Raw genomic sequence first — 18,991 nt, forward strand, 5'->3', positions numbered from 1 at the left:
AGGTCCCAACAGGAGGGTGTCCGAGTGTCCCGCCACAGAATCGGCTTCTGGTACCGCTTTACGGCGGTGTTGGCGAAACCGCCGCTCGTGGTTCTTTTCAAGCGGGACTGGCGGGGAACGGAGCACATTCCGGTCGACGGCGGATTCATCACCGCGGTCAACCACAACTCCTATCTCGACCCGCTGTCGTACGCCCACTTCCAGTACAACACCGGGCGCGTCCCGCGCTTCCTCGCCAAGGCCGCCCTCTTCAAGGGCAGCTTCGTCGGCACCCTGCTGCGCGGCACCGGCCAGATCCCGGTCTACCGCGAGTCCGCCGACGCCGCCACCGCCTTCCGGGCCGCCGTCGACGCCATCAACAAGGGCGAGTGCGTGGCCTTCTACCCCGAGGGCACCCTCACCCGCGACCCCGACATGTGGCCCATGGAGGGCAAGACCGGCGCCGCCCGCGTCGCCCTGCTCACCCGCGCCCCCGTCATCCCGGTCGCCCAGTGGGGCGCCAACGAGGCCATGCCGCCGTACGCCAAGGAGAAGAAGCTGCGGCTCTTCCCCCGCAAGACCCTCAAGGTGATGGCCGGCCCGCCCGTCGACCTGTCCGCCTACTACGGCCAGGAGCCCACCGCGGAGGTCCTGCGCGAGGCCACCGACACCATCATGCGGGCCATCACGGACCTGCTCGCCGAACTCCGCGGCGAGCCGGCCCCCGCCGAGCCGTACAACCTCAAGAAGGCCCGCGCGGCCGCCCGCCGCGAGGCGGGATCTCCCGAGGGGGACGACAGCAAGTGACGCGCTGCGCCGTATTCGGCACCGGCTCCTGGGGCACCGCCTTCGCGATGGTCCTGGCCGACGCCGGTTGCGAGGTGACCATGTGGGGCCGCCGCGCCGCCCTCGTGGACGCCGTCAACACCGGCCGCACCAACCCCGACTACCTCCCCGGCGTCGAGCTGCCGGCTGCCGTGCGGGCCACCACCGACCCCGCCGAGGCCGCCCGCGACGCCGACTTCACGGTCCTCGCCGTGCCCTCCCAGACCCTGCGCGGCAACCTCACCGCCTGGACGCCCCTGCTGGCCCCCGACACGGTGCTGGTCTCCCTGATGAAGGGCGTCGAACTGGGCACCGCCAAGCGGATGAGCGAGGTCGTCGAGGAGGTCGCCGGGGTCTCCCCGGACCGGGTCGCTGTCCTCACCGGCCCCAACCTCGCCAAGGAGATCGCCGCCCGGCAGCCCGCGGCCGCCGTCGTGGCCTGCCGCGACGAGTCCGTCGCCAAGCGCCTCCAGGCCGCCTGCCACACGGCCTACTTCCGGCCCTACACCAACACCGACGTGGTCGGCTGCGAACTGGGCGGAGCGGTCAAGAACGTCATCGCCCTCGCCGTGGGCATCGCCGACGGCATGGGGCTCGGGGACAACGCCAAGGCCTCCCTCATCACCCGCGGCCTGGCCGAGACCACCCGCCTGGGACTGGCCATGGGGGCCGACGCGCACACCTTCGCGGGCCTGGCCGGCATGGGCGACCTCGTCGCCACCTGCTCCTCCCCGCTCTCGCGCAACCACACCTTCGGCACCAACCTCGGCCGCGGCATGACCCTCGCCGAGACCATCGCCGTCACCAGGCAGACCGCCGAGGGCGTCAAGTCCTGTGAGTCCGTACTCGATCTGGCCGGACGTCACCATGTCGACATGCCGATCACCGAGACCGTCGTCGGCATCGTGCACGAGGGCAAGCCCCCCATGGTGGCCCTCAAGGAGCTGATGTCCCGCAGCGCCAAGCCCGAGCGGCACTGACCCACCCCCGACCACCAGGTACTCTCAACCCGATATGAGCAGCGAGACCTCCCCCCAGAGCCCTGCACGGAAGCCGCGTGTCGCGGTCGTCTTCGGCGGCCGCAGTTCCGAGCACGCCATCTCCGTGGTCACCGCGGGCGCCGTCCTGCGCGCCATCGACCGCAGCACGTACGACGTGCTGCCGATCGGCATTACCACCGACGGCCGTTGGGCGCTCGCCGCCGACGATCCCGAGCGGATGACCATCTCGGACCGTGCGCTGCCGAGCGTCGAGCAGCTCACCGACTCGGCGGACGGCGGCGTCCTGCTGCCCGTCACCCCCGCGAGCCGCGAGGTCGTCTACACCGAGCCGGGCGCCGTGCCCAAGGCCCTCGGCGAGGTCGACGTCGTCTTCCCCGTGCTGCACGGCCCCTACGGCGAGGACGGCACCCTCCAGGGCATGCTGGAGCTGGCCGGCATCCCCTACGTCGGCGCGGGCGTCCTCGCCTCGGCCGTCGGCCAGGACAAGGAGTACATGAAGCGGGTCTTCCTCTCCTTCGGGCTGCCCGTCGGCCCGTACGAGGTGATCCGCCCGCGCGAGTGGGACACCGACCCCACCGCCGCCCGCAAGAAGATCACCGACTTCGCCGGCGAGCACGGCTGGCCGCTCTTCGTGAAGCCCGCCCGCGCCGGCTCCTCCATGGGCATCACCAAGGTCGACGACGAGGCCGCCCTCGACGAGGCCATCGCCGAGGCCCGCCGCCACGACCCGAAGATCCTGGTCGAATCGTTGCTGCGCGGCCGCGAGATCGAGTGCGGCGTGCTCGAGTTCGAAGACGGCCCCCGCGCCAGCGTGCCGGCCGAGATCCCCCCGGTCTCCGCCCACGACTTCTACGACTTCGAGGCCAAGTACATCGACTCGGCCTCCGGCATCGTGCCCGCCCCGCTGAGCGAGGACGAGACCCGCCGGGTCCAGGAGCTGGCGGTCCGGGCCTTCGAGGCGGCCTCCTGCGAGGGACTGGTCCGCGCGGACTTCTTCCTCACCGAGGACGGCGAGTTCGTGATCAACGAGATCAACACCATGCCCGGCTTCACGCCGATCTCCATGTACCCGCTCATGTGGGAGAAGAGCGGAGTGAGCTACCCGGAGCTGGTGGACCTGCTCATCCAGGCCGCCCTGCGCCGCCCGACGGGACTGCGCTAGGACGACGGGACGGCTAGGAGACGATCCCCACGGGGATCGTCTTCGAGACGGCGTCGGCGAGATCGGTGAGCACACTGATGTCGCCGGCGCCGACGTCACCGACGACCTTCTTCGGCAACGTCACCTCGACCCAGGCCTCCCGCTGCACGGTGGTGCAGCGGACGCTGCCGTCGGACTGCTTCTCGGGCAGCCACTCGACGCCGTTCAGCTCCGCGCTGTCGCTGCCGGGGTGACTCCTGAGGAGCTCCGGCTTCGGCACCCCGCAGCGCAGGGTGATCGCCGGGTGGCCGCCCCAGGCGGCGGTGAAGTCCGACTCGGGGTCGGTGGCCCGCCGCTCCAGGTCGCCCACCGTCCGGGGCAGCGCCCCGTGCAGCGCACGGCACAGCGCGGCCTGCCGCCCCGACGGGGTGGGCACCGCGGGACCCGCCTCGTCGTCCGCGCCCGAACAGGCGGCACACGCGAACAGCAGGGCGACGACGGCGGGCAGGCCGAAGGGCCGGCAAAGCGAGAACTTCACCGGCCGAGCATACGGGGGAGCTACAGATGGACGACCGGGCAGGTCAGCGTGCGGGTGATGCCGTCCACCTGCTGCACCTTGGCCACCACCATCCGGCCGAGTTCGTCCACCGTGTCCGCCTGTGCGCGCACGATGACGTCGTACGGCCCGGTCACGTCCTCGGCCTGGATCACTCCTGTGATCTTTCCGATGACTTCGGCCACGGTCGACGCCTTGCCGACCTCGGTCTGGATCAGGATGTACGCCTGTACCACGGAACCTCCAGGGCGGCTATGAGGATCATGTGGGGAGAAGAGACGCCACGGTACCGCGTCGCCGCACGGTGCGGGGAGACCCGCGCGGCCTGCGCGGCGCGGGACACGTCACGATCAGGGCAACCGACACTCCGAGGAGGAGCTCAGTGAAAGGCACCGTGGGCGAGTTGGGGGAGTTCGGGCTCATCAGAGAGCTGACCTCCCGGCTCACCACCACCCCGGCGGTCCGGCTCGGGCCGGGTGACGACGCCGCGGTGGTCGCAGCGCCCGACCGGAGGGTCGTGGCCAGTACGGACGTGCTCCTGGAGGGGCGGCACTTCCGCCGCGACTGGTCGACCGCCTACGACGTCGGCCGCAAGGCCACGGCGCAGAACCTCGCCGACATCGCCGCCATGGGCGCGGTGCCCACCGCGGTGCTGCTCGGCCTGGTCGTACCCGCCGAGCTTCCCGCCACCTGGCCGACCGAGCTGATGGACGGCATCCGGGACGAGTGCCAGGTCGCCGGCGCCGCCGTGGTCGGCGGCGACGTCGTGCGCGGCGAGACCATCACCGTGGCCATCACGGCCCTGGGCGACCTCCGCAACCACGAGCCGGTCACCCGCTCCGGCGCCCGCGCGGGCGACGTCGTCGCGGTCACCGGCTGGCTGGGCTGGTCCGCGGCCGGGCTCGCCGTGCTCTCCCGGGGCTTCCGCTCCCCGCGGGCGTTCGTCGAGGCCCACCGGCGCCCCGAGCCGCCGTACCACGCCGGCCCCGCCGCCGCCGCGCTCGGCGCGACCGCCATGACGGACGTCAGCGACGGACTGATCGCCGACCTCGGTCACATCGCCGAGGCCAGCAAGGTCCGCATCGACCTGCGCACGGCCGCCATCGACGTGCCCACGCAGATGTCCGACATCGGCCAGGCCGTCGGCGTCGACCCGCTCCAGTGGGTCCTCACCGGGGGAGAGGACCACGCCATCGTCGCCACCTTCCCGCCCGACGTGAAGCTGCCGGCCCGCTGGAAGGTCATCGGCGAGGTGGTCAACCCCTCCGCCCTGCCCCAGGTGACCGTCGACGGCGCGCCCTGGGACAAGGCCGGCGGATGGGACCACTTCGGGGACCTCGAACCCGGCGAGTAGATTCGGCGCATGCGCACACCCCCGACGGTCCTCACCGTCGCCGGATCCGACTCCGGCGGCGGTGCCGGCGTCCAGGCCGACCTGAAGACCATGCTCGCCCTCGGGGCGCACGGCATGAGCGTGGTCACCGCGGTGACCGCGCAGAACTCCCTGGGCGTCCAGGGCGTCTGGCCGCTGCCCGCGCAGGCCGTACGGGCCCAGTTCCGCAGCGTCGTCGACGACATCGGGGTCCAGGCCGTCAAGACCGGCATGCTCGCCTCGGCGGAACTGGTGGAGACCGTGGCCGGGCTGCTCGCCGGGGTGGACGCCCCCGTGGTCGTCGACCCGGTCGGCATCTCCAAGCACGGCGACGCCCTGCTGGCCGCCTCCGCGCTCGACGCGGTCCGCACGAAACTGCTGCCGGCCGCCACGGTGGTCACCCCGAACCTCGACGAGGTCGCGTGGCTCACGGGCGTACGGGTGCGCAGCGAGGCGGACCTGCGGCGGGCGGCCGACGCGGTGCTGGCGTACGGGCCGAGGTGGGTGCTCGTCAAGGGCGGCCACCTGGCGGGCGACGCCGTGGACCTGCTGACGGACGGCGTGGAGGAGCACCGCTTCCGTGCCCCGCGCCACGACAACCGGCACACGCACGGCACGGGGTGCACGCTGGCCTCCGCCGTGGCGGTGGGCCTGGCCAAGGGGCTCCCCGTCCCGGAGGCGGTGAGCGCGGCGAAGGCGTACGTCACCGGCGCGATAGCGGCGGGATTCGCGCTGGGTGCGGGGATCGGCCCGGTGGACCACGGCTGGCTCGCCCCCCGGCCCCGCCCGTGACCGGGGGCCTCCGCCCCGGAGCGGCGGTCCTCAGGAGGCGTGGGCACAGCAAAAAGCCGGTTCACCCCGAAGGGGAACCGGCTTTCAAGGGGCGGCGAGGCTGCCGCGCTACTAGCTAGTTAGCGCGAGACCTTGCCGGCCTTGATGCACGAGGTGCAGACATTGAGGCGCTTCGGCGTCCGACCGACCACGGCACGCACACGCTGGATGTTCGGGTTCCAGCGACGGGACGTACGGCGGTGCGAGTGCGAAATGTTGTTGCCGAAGCCCGGCCCCTTGCCGCAGACGTCGCAGTTGGCAGCCACGGGTCACTCCAAAGACTTCAGATGCACTTACGGGAAATCCCGGCGTGCCGGGTCGGTAAGTGACTGGCTTGCCAGGGGATGGCCTGATTTTCATCAGGCAACCGGAGCAGCATACAACGACCGCTCCAGGACAACGAAACTACCATGACCGGCCCGGGCCCCGCCCGGCCTGCCCGCACCGGCGCCCGGCGGGACTACTCTGCTCCAGCACTGCCACCGCCCGAGAGGCAGCCCCGAGAGGTCCGAGGAGGACACAGGTGCCGCACACTCCCCCAGACTCCGTCCGGGGGCGCCCCCTCGACGCCGACGCGGTACGCACCTGGTGCGCCCTGGCGCTGGAGGGGCTGGGCCGGGCGCGCGAGGAGATCGACGCCATCAACGTCTATCCCGTCGCGGACGGCGACACGGGCACCAACCTCTACCTGACCGTCGAATCCGCCACCCGCGCCGTGGACGCCGTCTTCGAGGGCCACGCCACCACCGGCCCCGGCTCCCGTCCCGGCCTCGCCGAGGCCGTGCGGGCCATGGCCCACGGCGCGCTCATAGGGGCCCGCGGCAACTCCGGCACCATCCTCGCCCAGCTGCTCCGCGGCATGGCCGAAGTGCTGACCGGCGACGGTGACGCGGATCACGAGGCCCCCGACAACGCCGCCCTGCTGCGCCGGGCCCTGCGCCGCGCCGTGGAGTCCGCCTACGAGGGCGTGGCCCGCCCCGTCGAGGGCACGGTACTGACGGTGGCCTCGGCCGCCGCCGACGCCGCGTCCACCGCCGCCACCGGTGACGCCGCCGGGGTGTCCCGTGCCGCGTTCGACGCCGCCGGCACGGCCCTGGCGGCCACCCCCGGGCAGCTGGAGGTCCTGGGACGGGCCGGCGTGGTGGACGCGGGCGGCAGGGGCCTGGTCGAGGTCCTGGGCGCCCTGGCGGCCGCCCTGGCCGGCACCGAGGCCGCGCCGCACCCGCCGGCCGGTGACAGCCGGCACGCCACGCGCGCGTGGACGGCCGAAGCCTGCCCCGCGGACCTCGGCGCCACGACGGTGACGACCGGCGGCGAACCGGACTTCGAGGTGATCTACCTCCTGGAGGCGGACGACGCGGCCGTCGCCCGGCTGCGCGCCCGTCTCGACGCCCTGGGCGAGTCCCTCGTGGTCGTCGGCGGCGACGGCCTGTGGAACGTCCACGTGCACGTCGACGACGCCGGTGCCGCCGTCGAGGCCGGCGTCGAGGCCGGCCGCCCGCACCGGATCCGCATCACCCACCTCGCCACCGGCACCGGCCTCACCCGCGTCCGCGAGCCCGCCCAGCGCGCCGTCCTCGCCCTCGTCCCCGGCGAGGGCCTCGCCGCCCTGTGTGCGGAGGCCGGCGCGACCGTCGTGGCCGTACGGCCCCAGGAGCCGCCCGCGAGCGGCGAGCTGGTCCAGGCGATCCGGCACGCGGGCGTGCGCGAGGTGGTGCTGCTGCCCAACGACGCCGAACTGCGCCACACCGCGGCCGCCGCGGCCGAACAGGCCCGCGCCGAGGGTGTCCGCGTCGCCCTCATCCCCACCCGCTCGCCGGTCCAGGGCATCGCGGCCCTCGCCGTCCACGAACCCGGCCGGCGCTTCGACGAGGACGTCGTCGCCATGACCTCCGCCGCCGGCGCCACGCGCCACGCGGAGCTCGTCGTGGCCGAGCGCCAGTCGTGGACCATGGCGGGCGTCTGCCAGGCCGGCGACGTCCTCGGCCTGATCGACGGCGACGTGGCCGTCATCGGGACGGACCTGGCCGCCACCGCCGCCGTCGTCCTGGACCGGATGCTCGCGGCGGGCGGCGAGATGGTCACCCTCGTCCTCGGCGCGGGCGTGCCCGACGAGGTCGCCGACGGCCTGCGCCGGCACGTGCGGCGCGGCCACCTCGCCGTGGACACGGTGGTCTACCGGGGCGGACAGCAGGCGGCACCGCTGCTGATCGGCGTCGAATAGCCCCGGCTGTCAGTGGCGTGGTGTGCAATGGGAGGCGTGCCCGCGCTAGACGAACCCCTGAAGAAGACCCTCGGCGGCACCACCGCGAAGGTGATGGCCGAGCACCTCGACCTGCACACGGTCGGCGACCTCCTGCACCACTACCCCCGCCGCTACGCCGAGCGCGGTGAGCTGACGCGCCTGGCCGACCTGCCGCTGGACGAGCACGTCACCGTCGTCGCGCAGGTCTCCGACGCGCGCGTGCACAAGTTCAACAACGGCCGGGGGCAGCGCCTGGAGGTGACCCTCACCGACGGCAGCGGACGCCTCCAGCTCGTCTTCTTCGGCCGGTCGATCTACCACCACCAGAAGGAGCTCGTCCCCGGCCGCCGCGGCATGTTCGCGGGCAAGGTCGGCACCTTCCGCACCACCCGCCAGCTGTCGCACCCGGCGTACGAGATGCTCGGCGAGAACAGCGACGCCGACACCGCCCGCGCGTGGGCCAGCCAGCTCATCCCGCTCTACCCGGCCTGCTCGAAGATGGAGTCCTGGAAGGTCTCCAACGCCGTCGACGTGGTCCTCGCCTCCATGGAGGCCGCCGGCTGGGACAGCGTCGTGGACCCCCTGCCGGCGGCCCTGCGCGAGGGCCGGGGGCTGCTGCCGCTGCCGGAGGCCTTCCGCAAGGTCCACCGGCCGCGCACCAAGGCCGAGATCGAGGACGCCCGCTCGCGGCTGAAGTGGGACGAGGCGTTCGTCCTCCAGGTCGCCCTCGCCCGCCGGCGCCACGCCGACTCCCAGCTGCCGGCCGTGGCCCGCAAGCCCGTGGCCGGCGGCCTCCTCGACGCCTTCGACGCGAAGCTGCCCTTCACCCTCACCGACGGACAGCACAAGGTCTCCGCCGAGATCTTCGACGACCTGGCCACCGAGCACCCCATGCACCGGCTGCTCCAGGGCGAAGTGGGTTCGGGCAAGACCATGGTCGCCCTGCGGGCCATGCTCGGCGTCGTCGACGCCGGCGGCCAGGCGGCGATGCTCGCCCCCACCGAAGTGCTCGCCCAGCAGCACCACCGCTCGATCACCGAGACGATGGGACCGCTGGCCGAGGGCGGCATGCTCGGCGGCGCCGAGCAGGGCACCAAGGTGGTGCTGCTCACCGGCTCCATGGGCGCCGCGGCCCGCCGGCAGGCCCTGCTGGACCTGATCACGGGCGAGGCCGGCATCGTCGTCGGCACCCACGCGCTGATCGAGGACAAGGTGGGGTTCCACGACCTGGGCCTGGTCGTGGTCGACGAACAGCACCGCTTCGGCGTCGAGCAGCGCGACGCCCTGCGTTCCAAAGGCAAGCAACCCCCGCACCTGCTGGTGATGACCGCGACGCCCATCCCGCGGACGGTCGCCATGACCGTCTTCGGCGACCTGGAGACGTCCGTCCTGGACCAGCTGCCGGCGGGCCGTTCACCCATCGCCACCCATGTGGTGCCCGCCAAGGACAAGCCGCACTTCCTCGCGCGCGCCTGGGAGCGCGTGCGCGAGGAGGTCGAGGGCGGCCACCAGGCGTACGTGGTCTGCCCGCGCATCGGCGACGAGGAGGACGAGGCGAAGGCCGCCAAGGCCAAGGCCGAGGCGGAGGGGGAGCGGAGGCCGCCGCTCGCCGTGCTGGACGTCGCCGAGCAGCTGGAGCGCGGGCCGCTCGCGGGCCTGCGCGTGGCGGTGCTCCACGGCCGCATGCAGCCCGAGGCGAAGGACGACGTCATGCGGCGCTTCGCCGCGGGCGAGGTGGACGTCCTGGTGGCCACGACCGTCATCGAGGTCGGCGTGAACGTGCCCAACTCCACCGTCATGGTGATCATGGACGCGGACCGGTTCGGCGTCTCCCAGCTCCACCAGCTGCGCGGCCGCGTCGGCCGCGGCTCGGCCCCCGGCCTGTGCCTGCTCGTCTCCGAGGCCCACGAGGCGAGCCCCGCCCGCGCCCGCCTCGGCGCCGTCGCGGCGACCCTCGACGGCTTCGAGCTCTCCCGCATCGACCTGGAGCAGCGCCGCGAGGGCGACGTGCTCGGCCAGGCGCAGTCCGGCGTCCGCTCCTCCCTGCGGATGCTCGCGGTCATCGACGACGAGGAGATCATCGCGGCCGCCCGCGAGGAGGCCGCCGCGGTCGTCGCCGGGGACCCCGAGCTGGCCCGGCTGCCCGCGCTGCGCACCGCGCTCGACGCGCTGCTCGACAAGGAGCGCGAGCAGTTCCTCGACAAGGGCTGAGACCCCCCTCGGGCGGCCCGCGCGGCTCCCGTCGCGACGACGCCATACGCTGAGGGGGCGGCCACCGCCACCGCTTCGGACGATCCCCCGCATCGCCCGGGCCGGCGCCGGCCGCACCGACACCCCACCGCGAAGGACGCCAAGACCCATGACCCGCGTGATCGCCGGCACCGCCGGCGGACGCCGCCTGGCCGTGCCGCCCGGCACCGGCACCCGCCCCACCTCCGACCGCGCGCGCGAGGGCCTGTTCTCCACCTGGGTGTCCGTCCTGGGCACCCTCCAGGGCGCCAGGGTGCTGGACCTGTACGGGGGCTCCGGCGCGGTCGGCCTCGAAGCGCTCTCGCGCGGCGCCGAGCACGTCCTGCTGGTCGAGGCGGACGCCCGTGCGGTCCGCGTCATCCGGGACAACGTCCGCACGGTCGGCCTGCCCGGCGCCGAGGTGCGCCCCGGCAAGGCCGAGCAGGCCGTGGCCGGGCCGCCGCCCGCCCGCCCCTACGACGTGGTCTTCCTCGACCCGCCCTACGCGGTGACCGACGACGATCTCCGGGAGATCCTCCTCACACTCCACGCGGGGGGCTGGCTCGCCGACGACGCGCTCGTCACTGTGGAGCGCAGCACCAGGGGCGGGGAGTTCCGCTGGCCGGACGGCTTCGACGCCCTGAGGGCCCGTCGTTACGGCGAGGGGACGCTTTGGTACGGTCGCGCCGCCTCGGCGTGCACTGCCGAACAGGGAACAGGCACGTCATGAATGGACCGGAGAGCGAGGAACCACCGTTGCGCCGCGCCGTCTGTCCGGGGTCGTTCGACCCCGTCACCAATGGACACCTCGACATCATCGCCCGCGCTTCCAGGCTGTACGACGTCGTGCACGTCGCGGTGATGGTCAACAAGGCGAAGCAGGGCCTGTTCACCGTCGACGAGCGGATAGAACTCCTGCGGGAGGTGACCGCCGAGTACGGCAACGTGCAGGTCGAGGCCTTCCACGGCCTGCTCGTCGACTTCTGCAAGCAGCGGGAGATCCCCGCCATCGTCAAGGGGCTGCGCGCGGTCAGCGACTTCGACTACGAGCTGCAGATGGCCCAGATGAACAACGGCCTCTCGGGCGTCGAGACGCTGTTCGTCCCCACCAACCCCACCTACAGCTTCCTCTCGTCCAGCCTGGTCAAGGAGGTCGCGGCCTGGGGAGGCGACGTCTCCCACCTGGTGCCGCCGCAGGTGCTCCAGGCTCTGGACGAACGGCTGGCGCGACGCCCCGCATCTGACTAACCGTCAGTAGCTGTCGGCCGGTCGCCGGCGGCCGTACAGTCGTCCCCGTTCGTTCCCGTCGGTCGGCGGGCCCCTCAGATCTCAAAAAGGCGGCGATCGCCAAGGTGGACGTCCAGAAGAAGCTCGACGAGATCGTCACGACCGTCGCCGGTGCCCGCTCCATGCCCATGTCGGCCTCCTGCGTCATCAACCGGGCCGAGCTGCTCGCCCTGCTGGAGGAGGTCCGGGCCGCCCTGCCCGGCTCCCTCGCCCAGGCGCGCGAGGTGATCGGCGACCGGGAGGCGCTGGTCGCGGACGCCCGCGAGGAGGCCGAGCGGATCCTCGCGTCCGCCCGGGCCCAGCGCGGCTCGCTGATCTCCGGCACCGAGGTGGCCCGGCAGTCCCGCGAGGAGGCCGACCGCATCCTCGCCGAGGCCCGCCGGGAGGCCGCGGAGATCCGGGCCGAGGCCGACGACTACGTCGACTCCAAGCTCGCCAACTTCGAGGTCGTCCTCACCAAGACCCTCGGCTCCGTCGGCCGCGGGCGCGAGAAGCTCCTCGGCCTGCCCGGCGCCGACGCCCCGGACCCCGAGGGTCTGGCCGCCGACGCCCCCGAGCGCAGCCTTGACCCCCGCCTCCAGCGCGACAGCGCCGACGCCTACGTGGACGCGAAGCTGGGCGCGGTCTCGGCGGTCCTGGCCAAGACCCTCGAAGCCGTCGGGAAGGGCCGCGAGAAGCTGCTGGGCGCCCGTCCCGCGGACGAGCTCGGCGCCCTCGCCGACCAGGACGGCCCCCTCGGCCGCACCAGCGACGCCGACTTCCTGGCCGAGCTGGCCGCCTCCCAGGAGCCCGTGGCCACCGTCCCGCAGCCGGCCCAGCAGCCCGCCTGGGAGGACTACGCCGCCCCCGCCGCCGACTACGGCGCCCACGACCCGTACGGCTACGCCCAGCAGCCGCAGCAGCACTACCCCCCGCAGGCGGACCCCTACGCCGTCCACAGCGGCTACGCCCAGCACGACCCGTACGCCTGGCAGACCCCGGCCGGCGGCCAGGGGGGCCAGGGATACGACACCGGCTACGCCCAGGACCCCCGGCACCAGCAAGCGCAGCAGCAGGCGCAGCAGGTGCACGAGCCCCGGCACGGCCAGGGCGGCGGGACCTCGGCGGCGCTCGACGAGACCAGCTTCTTCGACACGGGCATGATCGACCTCGACCAGCTCCGGCGGTACGAACAGGGCCGCTGAGCCCGCGGGGGACCGCCGCCCCCGGCACCTCCCGGGGGCGGATTGGGTCCACGGCGGCCCGTCCAGTATCCTGGCTCTTCGGTCGCGCGTACGTCCGCGATCCAGGCTGCCCGGCGTGTGCGACGCATCCCTGGGCCGGCCGTCCCCGCAGCGTAGAAAGCAGGAAGCCCTGAACGCCCGCCTCGACCCCCGTAACCCTCTCGTGTTCGATACGCGCGAGCTGGGCCGGCGTCCCGGTGCGCTCAAGAGGGTCTCCCGCTCCGTCCCGGCTCCTCAGGACCTCGGCATCGAGGTCATCGGCGTGCCCCAGGACGCGACTGTGGGACTCGACCTCCGGCTCGAGTCGGTCATGGAAGGGGTGCTCGTCACAGGCACCGCCCGTGCACCGCTCACCGGGGAGTGCGTAAGGTGTCTGGAGCCGCTTGAGCGAGAGCTCGAAGTGGACTTCCAGGAGATGTACTCCTACCCCGACGCCGACGACCGGAGCCGCCACGCGGACACCGGCGACGACGCCGAGGACGACGAGGAGGACATGCTCTTCCTCGAGGCCGACTTGTTCGACCTCGAACCAGTGCTGCGGGACGCGGTGGTGCTCGCACTGCCGCTGCAGCCGGTGTGCCAGGAAGACTGCCCTGGCCTGTGCTCCGAGTGCGGGGCACGGCTGGCGGACGACCCGGACCACCACCATGAGACCGTCGACATTCGTTGGGCGGCACTGCAGGGACTCGCCGGTTCCGACCAGGACGGCGAGAAGGACAACGCACCCCGCTCCGGCGGGGATGACTCACAGGAGAAGTAGCCGTGGCTGTTCCGAAGCGGAAGATGTCGCGCAGCAACACGCGCCACCGCCGGTCGCAGTGGAAGGCTGCGGTCCCCACCCTGGTGGCGTGCGAGCGCTGCCACGAGCCGAAGCAGCAGCACATCGCGTGCCCGAGCTGCGGCACCTACAACAAGCGCCAGGTCCTCGCGGTCTGATCGGCGGGTGACAGGCTTCATGTCAGACGCCAGTAAGTCGTCCCGCACTCGTGGGAACGACACTGAACCGGCGCCGGCGGACGCGGCCTCGTCTCACACGCTTCTGGAAGGGCGGCTCGGGTACAGACTCGAGACCGCCCTTCTGGTGCGTGCGCTGACGCACCGGTCCTACGCGTACGAGAACGGCGGCCTGCCCACCAACGAGCGGCTGGAGTTCCTCGGGGACTCCGTGCTCGGCCTGGTGGTCACGGACACGCTGTACCGCATCCACCCCGACCTGCCCGAGGGCCAGCTGGCCAAACTGCGGGCCGCGGTGGTCAACTCCCGCGCACTGGCGGAGGTCGGCCGCGGCCTCGACCTGGGCTCCTTCATCCGGCTCGGCCGGGGCGAAGAGGGCACGGGCGGCCGGGACAAGGCGTCGATCCTCGCGGACACGCTGGAAGCCGTCATCGGCGCGGTCTATCTCGACCAGGGCCTCGACGCGGCCGCGGAGCTCGTGCACCGGCTCTTCGACCCGCTGATCGAGAAGTCCTCGAACCTCGGCGCCGGCCTGGACTGGAAGACCAGCCTCCAGGAGCTGACCGCCACCGAGGGCCTCGGCGTGCCGGAGTACCTGGTCTCCGAGACCGGTCCCGACCACGAGAAGACCTTCACGGCTGCTGCCCGCGTCGGTGGTGTCGCGTACGGCACCGGCACCGGCCGCAGCAAGAAGGAAGCGGAGCAACAGGCGGCGGAGTCCGCCTGGCGCGCCATCAACAGCGCGGCGGAAGCCCGCTTGGCGGCCGAGAAGGCCGCGGCCGAGTCCGGTGCGGTGCCGGAGGGCGACACCCCCTCCGACAGCGCGCAGGGCGCGGCGAGCTGAACCCCGGGCCGGCCCGCGGTGCGTGATCCGCACCGCGGGCCGGCCTCTTTTTTCCCGACGGTTTCCCGATGTTCTCCTGACGCGTGAGGAGCGCCGTGCCCGAGCTGCCCGAGGTCGAGGTCGTCCGCAGCGGCCTGGAGCGCTGGGTGTGCGGCCGCACGGTCGCCGAGGTGGAGGTCCTCCACCCCCGCGCGATCCGCCGGCACCTCGCCGGCCCCGCCGACTTCGCCGCCCGGCTCACGGGACAGCGGCTCGGCCTCGCCCACCGGCGCGGCAAGTACTTGTGGCTGCCCGTGGAGTCCCCGGCCCGGCCGGAGCCGGCCCGCCAGGCCGTCCTCGCGCACCTGGGCATGAGCGGCCAGCTGCTCGTCCAGCCCCAGGGCTCGCCCGACGAGAAGCACCTGCGCGTCCGCGTCCGCTTCGCCGACGCCGCGGCCACCGAACTCCGCTTCGTCGACCAGCGCACCTTCGGCGGGCTCTCCCTGCACGACACCGTGCCCGGCGACCCCGAGGGGCTGCCCGACGTCATCGCGCACATCGCCCGCGACCCGCTCGACCCCGCCTTCGACGACCGGGCCTTCCACGCGGCGCTGCGCCGCCGGCGCACCACCGTCAAGCGCGCCCTGCTCGACCAGTCGCTGATCAGCGGCGTCGGCAACATCTACGCCGACGAGGCGCTGTGGCGCACCCGGCTCCACTACGACCGCCCGACGGCCACCCTCACCGGCCCGCGCACGGCCGAGCTGCTGCTCCACATCCGCGAAGTCATGAACGAGGCCCTCGCGGCCGGCGGCACCAGCTTCGACAGCCTTTACGTCAACGTGAACGGCGAGTCGGGCTACTTCGACCGGTCGCTGGACGCGTACGGGCGCGAGGACGAGCCGTGCCGCCGCTGCGGCACGGCCATCCGCCGGCGCCCGTGGATGAACCGCTCCAGCTACTTCTGCCCGCGCTGCCAGCGCCCTCCGCGCCCGGGGGTCTGACCGGCTAGCGGGTCTCCCCGCGCTCGGTGTCGTACCGCCCGCGTGCCGCGAGGATCTCCGGCATGCGTTCCTCCAGCAGCGCGATGAGCCCCATCAGCCGGCCGGTCACCTCCCGTCCCAGCGCCGTCAGGCGGTAGTCGACCCGCGGCGGGTTCGTCGGCTGCGCCTCCCGGTGCACGAGCCCGTCACGCTCCAGCGCGTGGAGCGTCTGCGCCAGCATCTTCTCGCTGACGCCCTCGACGCGGCGGCGCAGCTCGTTGAAGCGCAGCGTGTCCTCGTGCAGCGCGCCGAGCGTGAGGCTGCCCCAGCGTCCGGTGACGTTCGCCAGCGTTTCGCGGGACGGGCAGTTGCGTGCGAAGACGTCGAAGGGCAGCTGTTCGTCCCCTCCGCAGCCGGAGGTCTCCGTCCCGATGCCGTGGTTCGTCGTCATACGGAACACCATACTCCCGTACAGCGCTATCCAGAGGGTTGCGCTTTCTAAAAGTTAGTGCTTTCCTGGTCACCCAATTAGCGCAACCGCTTCCCCAGGAGCCCTCATCGTGACCACGCCCGTCGTCTCCATCGCCTACCACTCCGGCTTCGGCCACACCGCCGTGCTCGCCGAGGCCGTCCGGTCCGGCGCCGCCGGGAACGGTGCGACCGTCCACCTGATCAACGTCGCCGAGATCACGGACGCGGAGTGGGAGCTGCTCGACGGCTCCGACGCGATCGTCTTCGGCTCGCCCACCTACATGGGCACCGCCTCCGGCGCGTTCCACGTCTTCGCCGAGGCGACGTCCAAGCGCTGGTTCACCCGCGCCTGGCAGGACAAGATCGCGGCCGGGTTCACCAACTCCGCCTCCAAGAGCGGCGACAAGCTGCACACCCTGCAGTTCTTCACGGTCCTCGCCGCCCAGCACGGCATGCACTGGGTCGGCCTCGGCACGATGCCGGGTTGGAACAGCTCCACCGCCTCGGAGAACGACGTCAACCGTCTCGGCTTCTTCCTCGGTGCCGGTGCGCAGACCAACAACGACCAGGGCCCCGAGGGCGTGCACAAGGCCGACATAGCCACTGCCGAGCTCCTCGGCCGTCGCGTCGCCGAGCAGGCCCGCGTCTACGTCGCCGGCCGCGCCGCCCTCTGACCTTCCGGCGGGAGCGACCGTCGTACCCACGCGTGCCCGGCCGGGAGCCTTCGCTCCCGGCCGGGCACGCGCGCGTCCTCAGTAGCCGAAGTCCTGGGTCCAGTAGGGGCCGTCGCCGCTCTGGTGCACGCCCACGCCGATGCTGCGGTAGTCGCAGTTGAGGATGTTGGCGCGGTGGCCGCTGCTGTGCATCCACGCGTCCATCACGGTGCGCGCGTCCGGGTGGCCGTGGGCGATGTTCTCGCCGCCGAGGTTCTTGATGCCGCGTGTGGCGGCCCGCTCCCAGGGCGACTTGCCGTCGGGGTCGGTGTGGTCGAAGAAGCCCCGCCGGGCCATGTCGTCGCTGAACGACTGGGCGAGCCGGGCGAGCTTGGCGTCGGCCCGCAGCGGACGGCAACCCGCCTTCGCCCGCTCGGCGTTGACCAGCGCGACCACCAGGTGCGCGGTGGCGGACGTGGGTGTGGCCAGCAGGGCGGGCCGCACCCGGAGGTCGTCCTCGTCGGCGGCGGGGGAGTGCTGCCGCGCCGGTGTCCGGCCGGGCCGGGGGGCCGGGGTGTCGCGACCGGGGTCGGCGCCGACGCCCGTGCCGCCTGCGGAGGGCACCGCGGAGGGCGAGGCCGCCGGCGCGGGGCGGCCTGGCGGCGGGCGCTCGGCGCTCCGGCTCGCGGGGACGTCACCGCGCTCGACGGTGACGGCCTGCCGCACCGGAGTCTCCTGGCCGGCCGCCCGGGCCTGCTCCGCCCGCGCCCGCGCCGCCCGGGGCTCCTGGCGCTCGGCCCGGTCGGCGGCCGTGGTCGGCCGGGCGGGCTGAGCCGGTTCCTGGTGGGGGGCGTCGGCCCGTACCTGGCCGCTGCCGCCGAGACCGGGTGCCGGCGTGGCGCCGCCGGTGGAGAAGACGCCGCTCGGCAGCAGTCCCGAGACCATCGCGACCGCGCTCATGGCCACGGCGGCGGACGCGCCCAGCAGCCCGGTCCGCCGGGCGGGGGGCAGTGTCCGCAGGGCCTTGCCCTTGCCCGCCGCGGCCTTGGCGGTCCGGCCGCCCGGGGCCGAGCGGGCCCTGCGGGCCCGGTGCGGGCTGCGATGCCGTCCGCCGCCCGAGGGGCCGGTGCGGACGACGGGGAGGGGCTGGGTGACGGCTTCGGCCGGATCCTCGGCCGCGAAGACGCCGACAGGATCGTCCGGCGGGGGCGCCCCGGCCTTCCGGGCAGGTGAGACCGCCTCGTCGGCGGTCGCACGGGCAGAGCGTCGATGCCGACCCATCCGCTGTCTTCCTCACGTGTTCAGTGGGCAAAATGCGTCACTCGTACGGGGGAGCCTTATGTGGCCGCGACTGTACGGCACGGGATGCGGGGCCGAAGTGCTGCTTATGTAATTGGCCGGTTAACGTGCAGACATGAACGAGAATGTCCGTCTCACGGCGTGGGTCCGTGGCCATGTGCAGGGTGTTGGTTTTCGTTGGTTCACCCGGGCCAACGCATTGCGCATCGGTGACCTCATCGGTTTCGCCTCCAACCTGTCCGACGGCCGCGTCCAGGTCGTCGCCGAGGGCCCCCGTCAAGGCTGCGAACTGTTGCTCGAATGGTTGCGCACGGGCGACACGCCCGGCCGCGTGGACGGCGTCACGGAGATCTGGGACAGGCCGAAGGGGGGCTACGAGGGCTTCGAGATCCGCTGACCGCGGAGCGGGAAGACGTGGGGTCCGGGGGCCGTGGAGAGGGGGATAACCCGGGGCGACCCGGGCCTTTCTTATGCCATTGGCATATGCTGTACACGGGAATTGCCTGATGGTTGCCAAGTCGGCCGCATCGTGGAAGGCTGCCTCTCAACGGATGATCTCTACGCCCCTTCGGGCCCCGGGAGCGGAATACGGCACGGATTACCGTGCGTACCCCTGGGACGCCTGCGGATACGGGGTGTGATCGTGTTGACCGTCAAACCATTTGGTGAGACTCTGGAAGCCCCGCGCACCTTAGCTGTTTGGCATTGAACACACCGCAGTAGCTGATGGCAGACACCGCGGGTGCGAATCCCTCACGACCCACACCGCTTCGGTCGGTCACTCAGTGTGGAGGACCATCCATCATGGCAAAGGCGCTTCTCGGTTACGTCGGCGGCTCCGACCCCCGAGTCCTCTCCGAGATGCGACGGCTTCAGCAGCGTGTCCAGGACCTCGAATCCGAGCTCATTCGGATGCAGGCCGAGAACGACGCGCTGACTGCCGCCGCTCACCACGGTGACTCGCTGCTCGAAGGCATCGACGTACCCCAGGCGGAGCCTGCGCTCGCCTGATCGTGCCTGCCCCCAGGGGGCCCGGTCGGGCTGCACTGTCAGCCGCTTGAGAGTTGCAGTTGCAAGGGACGCTTCGGCGTCCCTTCGTCGTTTCCGGCGGTGACCGCC

The 18,991-nt window shown here is 72.7% G+C and carries 22 protein-coding genes; 17 read left to right on the forward strand and 5 right to left on the reverse strand.

The window, feature by feature from the left end:
* Positions 1-24: 24 nt before the first annotated feature.
* Genes CYQ11_RS22605 through CYQ11_RS22615 form a run of 3 tightly spaced genes read left to right on the forward strand, consistent with a single transcriptional unit; the run spans position 25 to position 2,967 of the window.
* Entirely contained in the window at positions 25-786 is a 762-nt protein-coding gene (locus CYQ11_RS22605; protein ID WP_099201015.1) for a lysophospholipid acyltransferase family protein, read from the forward strand.
* On the forward strand, positions 783-1,784 hold the full coding sequence (locus CYQ11_RS22610; protein ID WP_099201014.1) for an NAD(P)H-dependent glycerol-3-phosphate dehydrogenase: 1,002 nt from the start codon (positions 783-785) through the stop codon (positions 1,782-1,784). The genes CYQ11_RS22605 and CYQ11_RS22610 overlap by 4 nt, the downstream gene beginning before the upstream one ends.
* Before the next feature lie 34 nt (positions 1,785-1,818).
* Positions 1,819-2,967: a D-alanine--D-alanine ligase family protein gene (locus CYQ11_RS22615; protein WP_099201013.1), complete on the forward strand. Its 1,149-nt coding sequence runs from the start codon at positions 1,819-1,821 to the stop codon at positions 2,965-2,967.
* Positions 2,968-2,980: 13 nt separating this feature from the next.
* On the opposite strand, the gene CYQ11_RS22620 is transcribed toward CYQ11_RS22615, so the two are convergent.
* Together CYQ11_RS22620 and CYQ11_RS22625 are read right to left on the reverse strand one after the other, a co-directional pair.
* A complete protein-coding gene (locus tag CYQ11_RS22620; RefSeq protein ID WP_240003554.1) occupies positions 2,981-3,484 on the reverse strand; it encodes a DUF3515 domain-containing protein in 504 nt (167 codons plus the stop codon).
* Positions 3,485-3,504: 20 nt separating this feature from the next.
* Positions 3,505-3,738 (reverse strand): Lrp/AsnC ligand binding domain-containing protein, encoded by a 234-nt coding sequence (locus CYQ11_RS22625; RefSeq protein ID WP_045933612.1) that lies wholly within the window; start codon positions 3,736-3,738, stop codon positions 3,505-3,507.
* Positions 3,739-3,884: 146 nt separating this feature from the next.
* Here CYQ11_RS22625 and CYQ11_RS22630 point away from each other — a divergent pair, with 146 nt between their 5' ends.
* Positions 3,885-4,856 (forward strand): thiamine-phosphate kinase, encoded by a 972-nt coding sequence (locus CYQ11_RS22630; RefSeq protein WP_099201012.1) that lies wholly within the window; start codon positions 3,885-3,887, stop codon positions 4,854-4,856.
* Positions 4,857-4,865: 9 nt separating this feature from the next.
* Positions 4,866-5,666 carry a bifunctional hydroxymethylpyrimidine kinase/phosphomethylpyrimidine kinase gene (gene thiD, locus CYQ11_RS22635; RefSeq protein WP_099201011.1) on the forward strand — a complete coding sequence of 267 codons (801 nt, stop codon included), beginning with the start codon at positions 4,866-4,868 and terminating at the stop codon, positions 5,664-5,666.
* Positions 5,667-5,785: 119 nt separating this feature from the next.
* Here the strand turns inward: thiD and rpmB are convergent, their stop codons facing one another.
* Complete coding sequence (rpmB, locus tag CYQ11_RS22640) at positions 5,786-5,971, reverse strand: 50S ribosomal protein L28 (protein ID WP_003957616.1); 186 nt, start codon at positions 5,969-5,971, stop codon at positions 5,786-5,788.
* A 257-nt stretch (positions 5,972-6,228) separates the two neighbouring features.
* Between rpmB and CYQ11_RS22645 the strand changes: the two genes are divergently transcribed.
* The 9 genes from CYQ11_RS22645 (at position 6,229) to mutM (ending at position 15,470) form a co-directional block, all read left to right on the forward strand.
* Positions 6,229-7,929, forward strand: a complete 1,701-nt coding sequence (locus tag CYQ11_RS22645) for a DAK2 domain-containing protein (RefSeq protein WP_099201010.1) — start codon at positions 6,229-6,231, stop codon at positions 7,927-7,929.
* A gap of 27 nt (positions 7,930-7,956) precedes the next feature.
* Positions 7,957-10,161: an ATP-dependent DNA helicase RecG gene (recG, locus tag CYQ11_RS22650; protein ID WP_099201009.1), complete on the forward strand. Its 2,205-nt coding sequence runs from the start codon at positions 7,957-7,959 to the stop codon at positions 10,159-10,161.
* 148 nt (positions 10,162-10,309) lie between these two features.
* Positions 10,310-10,909 (forward strand): 16S rRNA (guanine(966)-N(2))-methyltransferase RsmD, encoded by a 600-nt coding sequence (gene rsmD / locus CYQ11_RS22655; protein WP_099201008.1) that lies wholly within the window; start codon positions 10,310-10,312, stop codon positions 10,907-10,909.
* Positions 10,906-11,427, forward strand: coding sequence for a pantetheine-phosphate adenylyltransferase (gene coaD, locus CYQ11_RS22660; RefSeq protein WP_099201007.1), 522 nt, complete (start codon positions 10,906-10,908; stop codon positions 11,425-11,427). Before rsmD ends, coaD begins: the two co-directional genes overlap by 4 nt.
* 104 nt (positions 11,428-11,531) lie before the next feature.
* Positions 11,532-12,650 (forward strand): cell division initiation protein, encoded by a 1,119-nt coding sequence (locus CYQ11_RS22665; RefSeq protein ID WP_099201006.1) that lies wholly within the window; start codon positions 11,532-11,534, stop codon positions 12,648-12,650.
* Between the two features lie 202 nt (positions 12,651-12,852).
* Entirely contained in the window at positions 12,853-13,449 is a 597-nt protein-coding gene (locus CYQ11_RS22670; RefSeq protein ID WP_181143752.1) for a YceD family protein, read from the forward strand.
* Between the two features lie 2 nt (positions 13,450-13,451).
* Positions 13,452-13,625 (forward strand): 50S ribosomal protein L32, encoded by a 174-nt coding sequence (gene rpmF / locus CYQ11_RS22675; protein ID WP_099201005.1) that lies wholly within the window; start codon positions 13,452-13,454, stop codon positions 13,623-13,625.
* Between the two features lie 19 nt (positions 13,626-13,644).
* A complete protein-coding gene (gene rnc / locus CYQ11_RS22680) occupies positions 13,645-14,487 on the forward strand; it encodes a ribonuclease III (RefSeq protein ID WP_099201004.1) in 843 nt (280 codons plus the stop codon).
* Positions 14,488-14,582: 95 nt separating this feature from the next.
* On the forward strand, positions 14,583-15,470 hold the full coding sequence (mutM, locus tag CYQ11_RS22685) for a bifunctional DNA-formamidopyrimidine glycosylase/DNA-(apurinic or apyrimidinic site) lyase (protein ID WP_099201003.1): 888 nt from the start codon (positions 14,583-14,585) through the stop codon (positions 15,468-15,470).
* 4 nt (positions 15,471-15,474) lie between these two features.
* On the opposite strand, the gene CYQ11_RS22690 is transcribed toward mutM, so the two are convergent.
* On the reverse strand, positions 15,475-15,900 hold the full coding sequence (locus CYQ11_RS22690; protein WP_099201002.1) for a winged helix-turn-helix transcriptional regulator: 426 nt from the start codon (positions 15,898-15,900) through the stop codon (positions 15,475-15,477).
* Between the two features lie 109 nt (positions 15,901-16,009).
* Here CYQ11_RS22690 and CYQ11_RS22695 point away from each other — a divergent pair, with 109 nt between their 5' ends.
* Positions 16,010-16,594 carry a flavodoxin family protein gene (locus CYQ11_RS22695; RefSeq protein WP_181143753.1) on the forward strand — a complete coding sequence of 195 codons (585 nt, stop codon included), beginning with the start codon at positions 16,010-16,012 and terminating at the stop codon, positions 16,592-16,594.
* Positions 16,595-16,672: 78 nt separating this feature from the next.
* Here the strand turns inward: CYQ11_RS22695 and CYQ11_RS22700 are convergent, their stop codons facing one another.
* The gene (locus CYQ11_RS22700) at positions 16,673-17,854 is read right to left on the reverse strand and encodes a CAP domain-containing protein (RefSeq protein ID WP_240003553.1); all 1,182 of its coding nucleotides are present in this window, start codon (positions 17,852-17,854) and stop codon (positions 16,673-16,675) included.
* A gap of 133 nt (positions 17,855-17,987) precedes the next feature.
* Between CYQ11_RS22700 and CYQ11_RS22705 the strand changes: the two genes are divergently transcribed.
* Both CYQ11_RS22705 and CYQ11_RS22715 read left to right on the forward strand, forming a co-directional pair.
* Positions 17,988-18,269 carry an acylphosphatase gene (locus CYQ11_RS22705; protein WP_099201000.1) on the forward strand — a complete coding sequence of 94 codons (282 nt, stop codon included), beginning with the start codon at positions 17,988-17,990 and terminating at the stop codon, positions 18,267-18,269.
* Between the two features lie 407 nt (positions 18,270-18,676).
* Complete coding sequence (locus CYQ11_RS22715; RefSeq protein ID WP_099200999.1) at positions 18,677-18,883, forward strand: hypothetical protein; 207 nt, start codon at positions 18,677-18,679, stop codon at positions 18,881-18,883.
* The last annotated feature ends 108 nt before the right edge of the window (positions 18,884-18,991 follow it).

Origin of the sequence: Streptomyces cinnamoneus, assembly GCF_002939475.1 — a bacterium.
GTDB classification, from domain to species: Bacteria; Actinomycetota; Actinomycetes; order Streptomycetales; family Streptomycetaceae; genus Streptomyces; species Streptomyces cinnamoneus_A.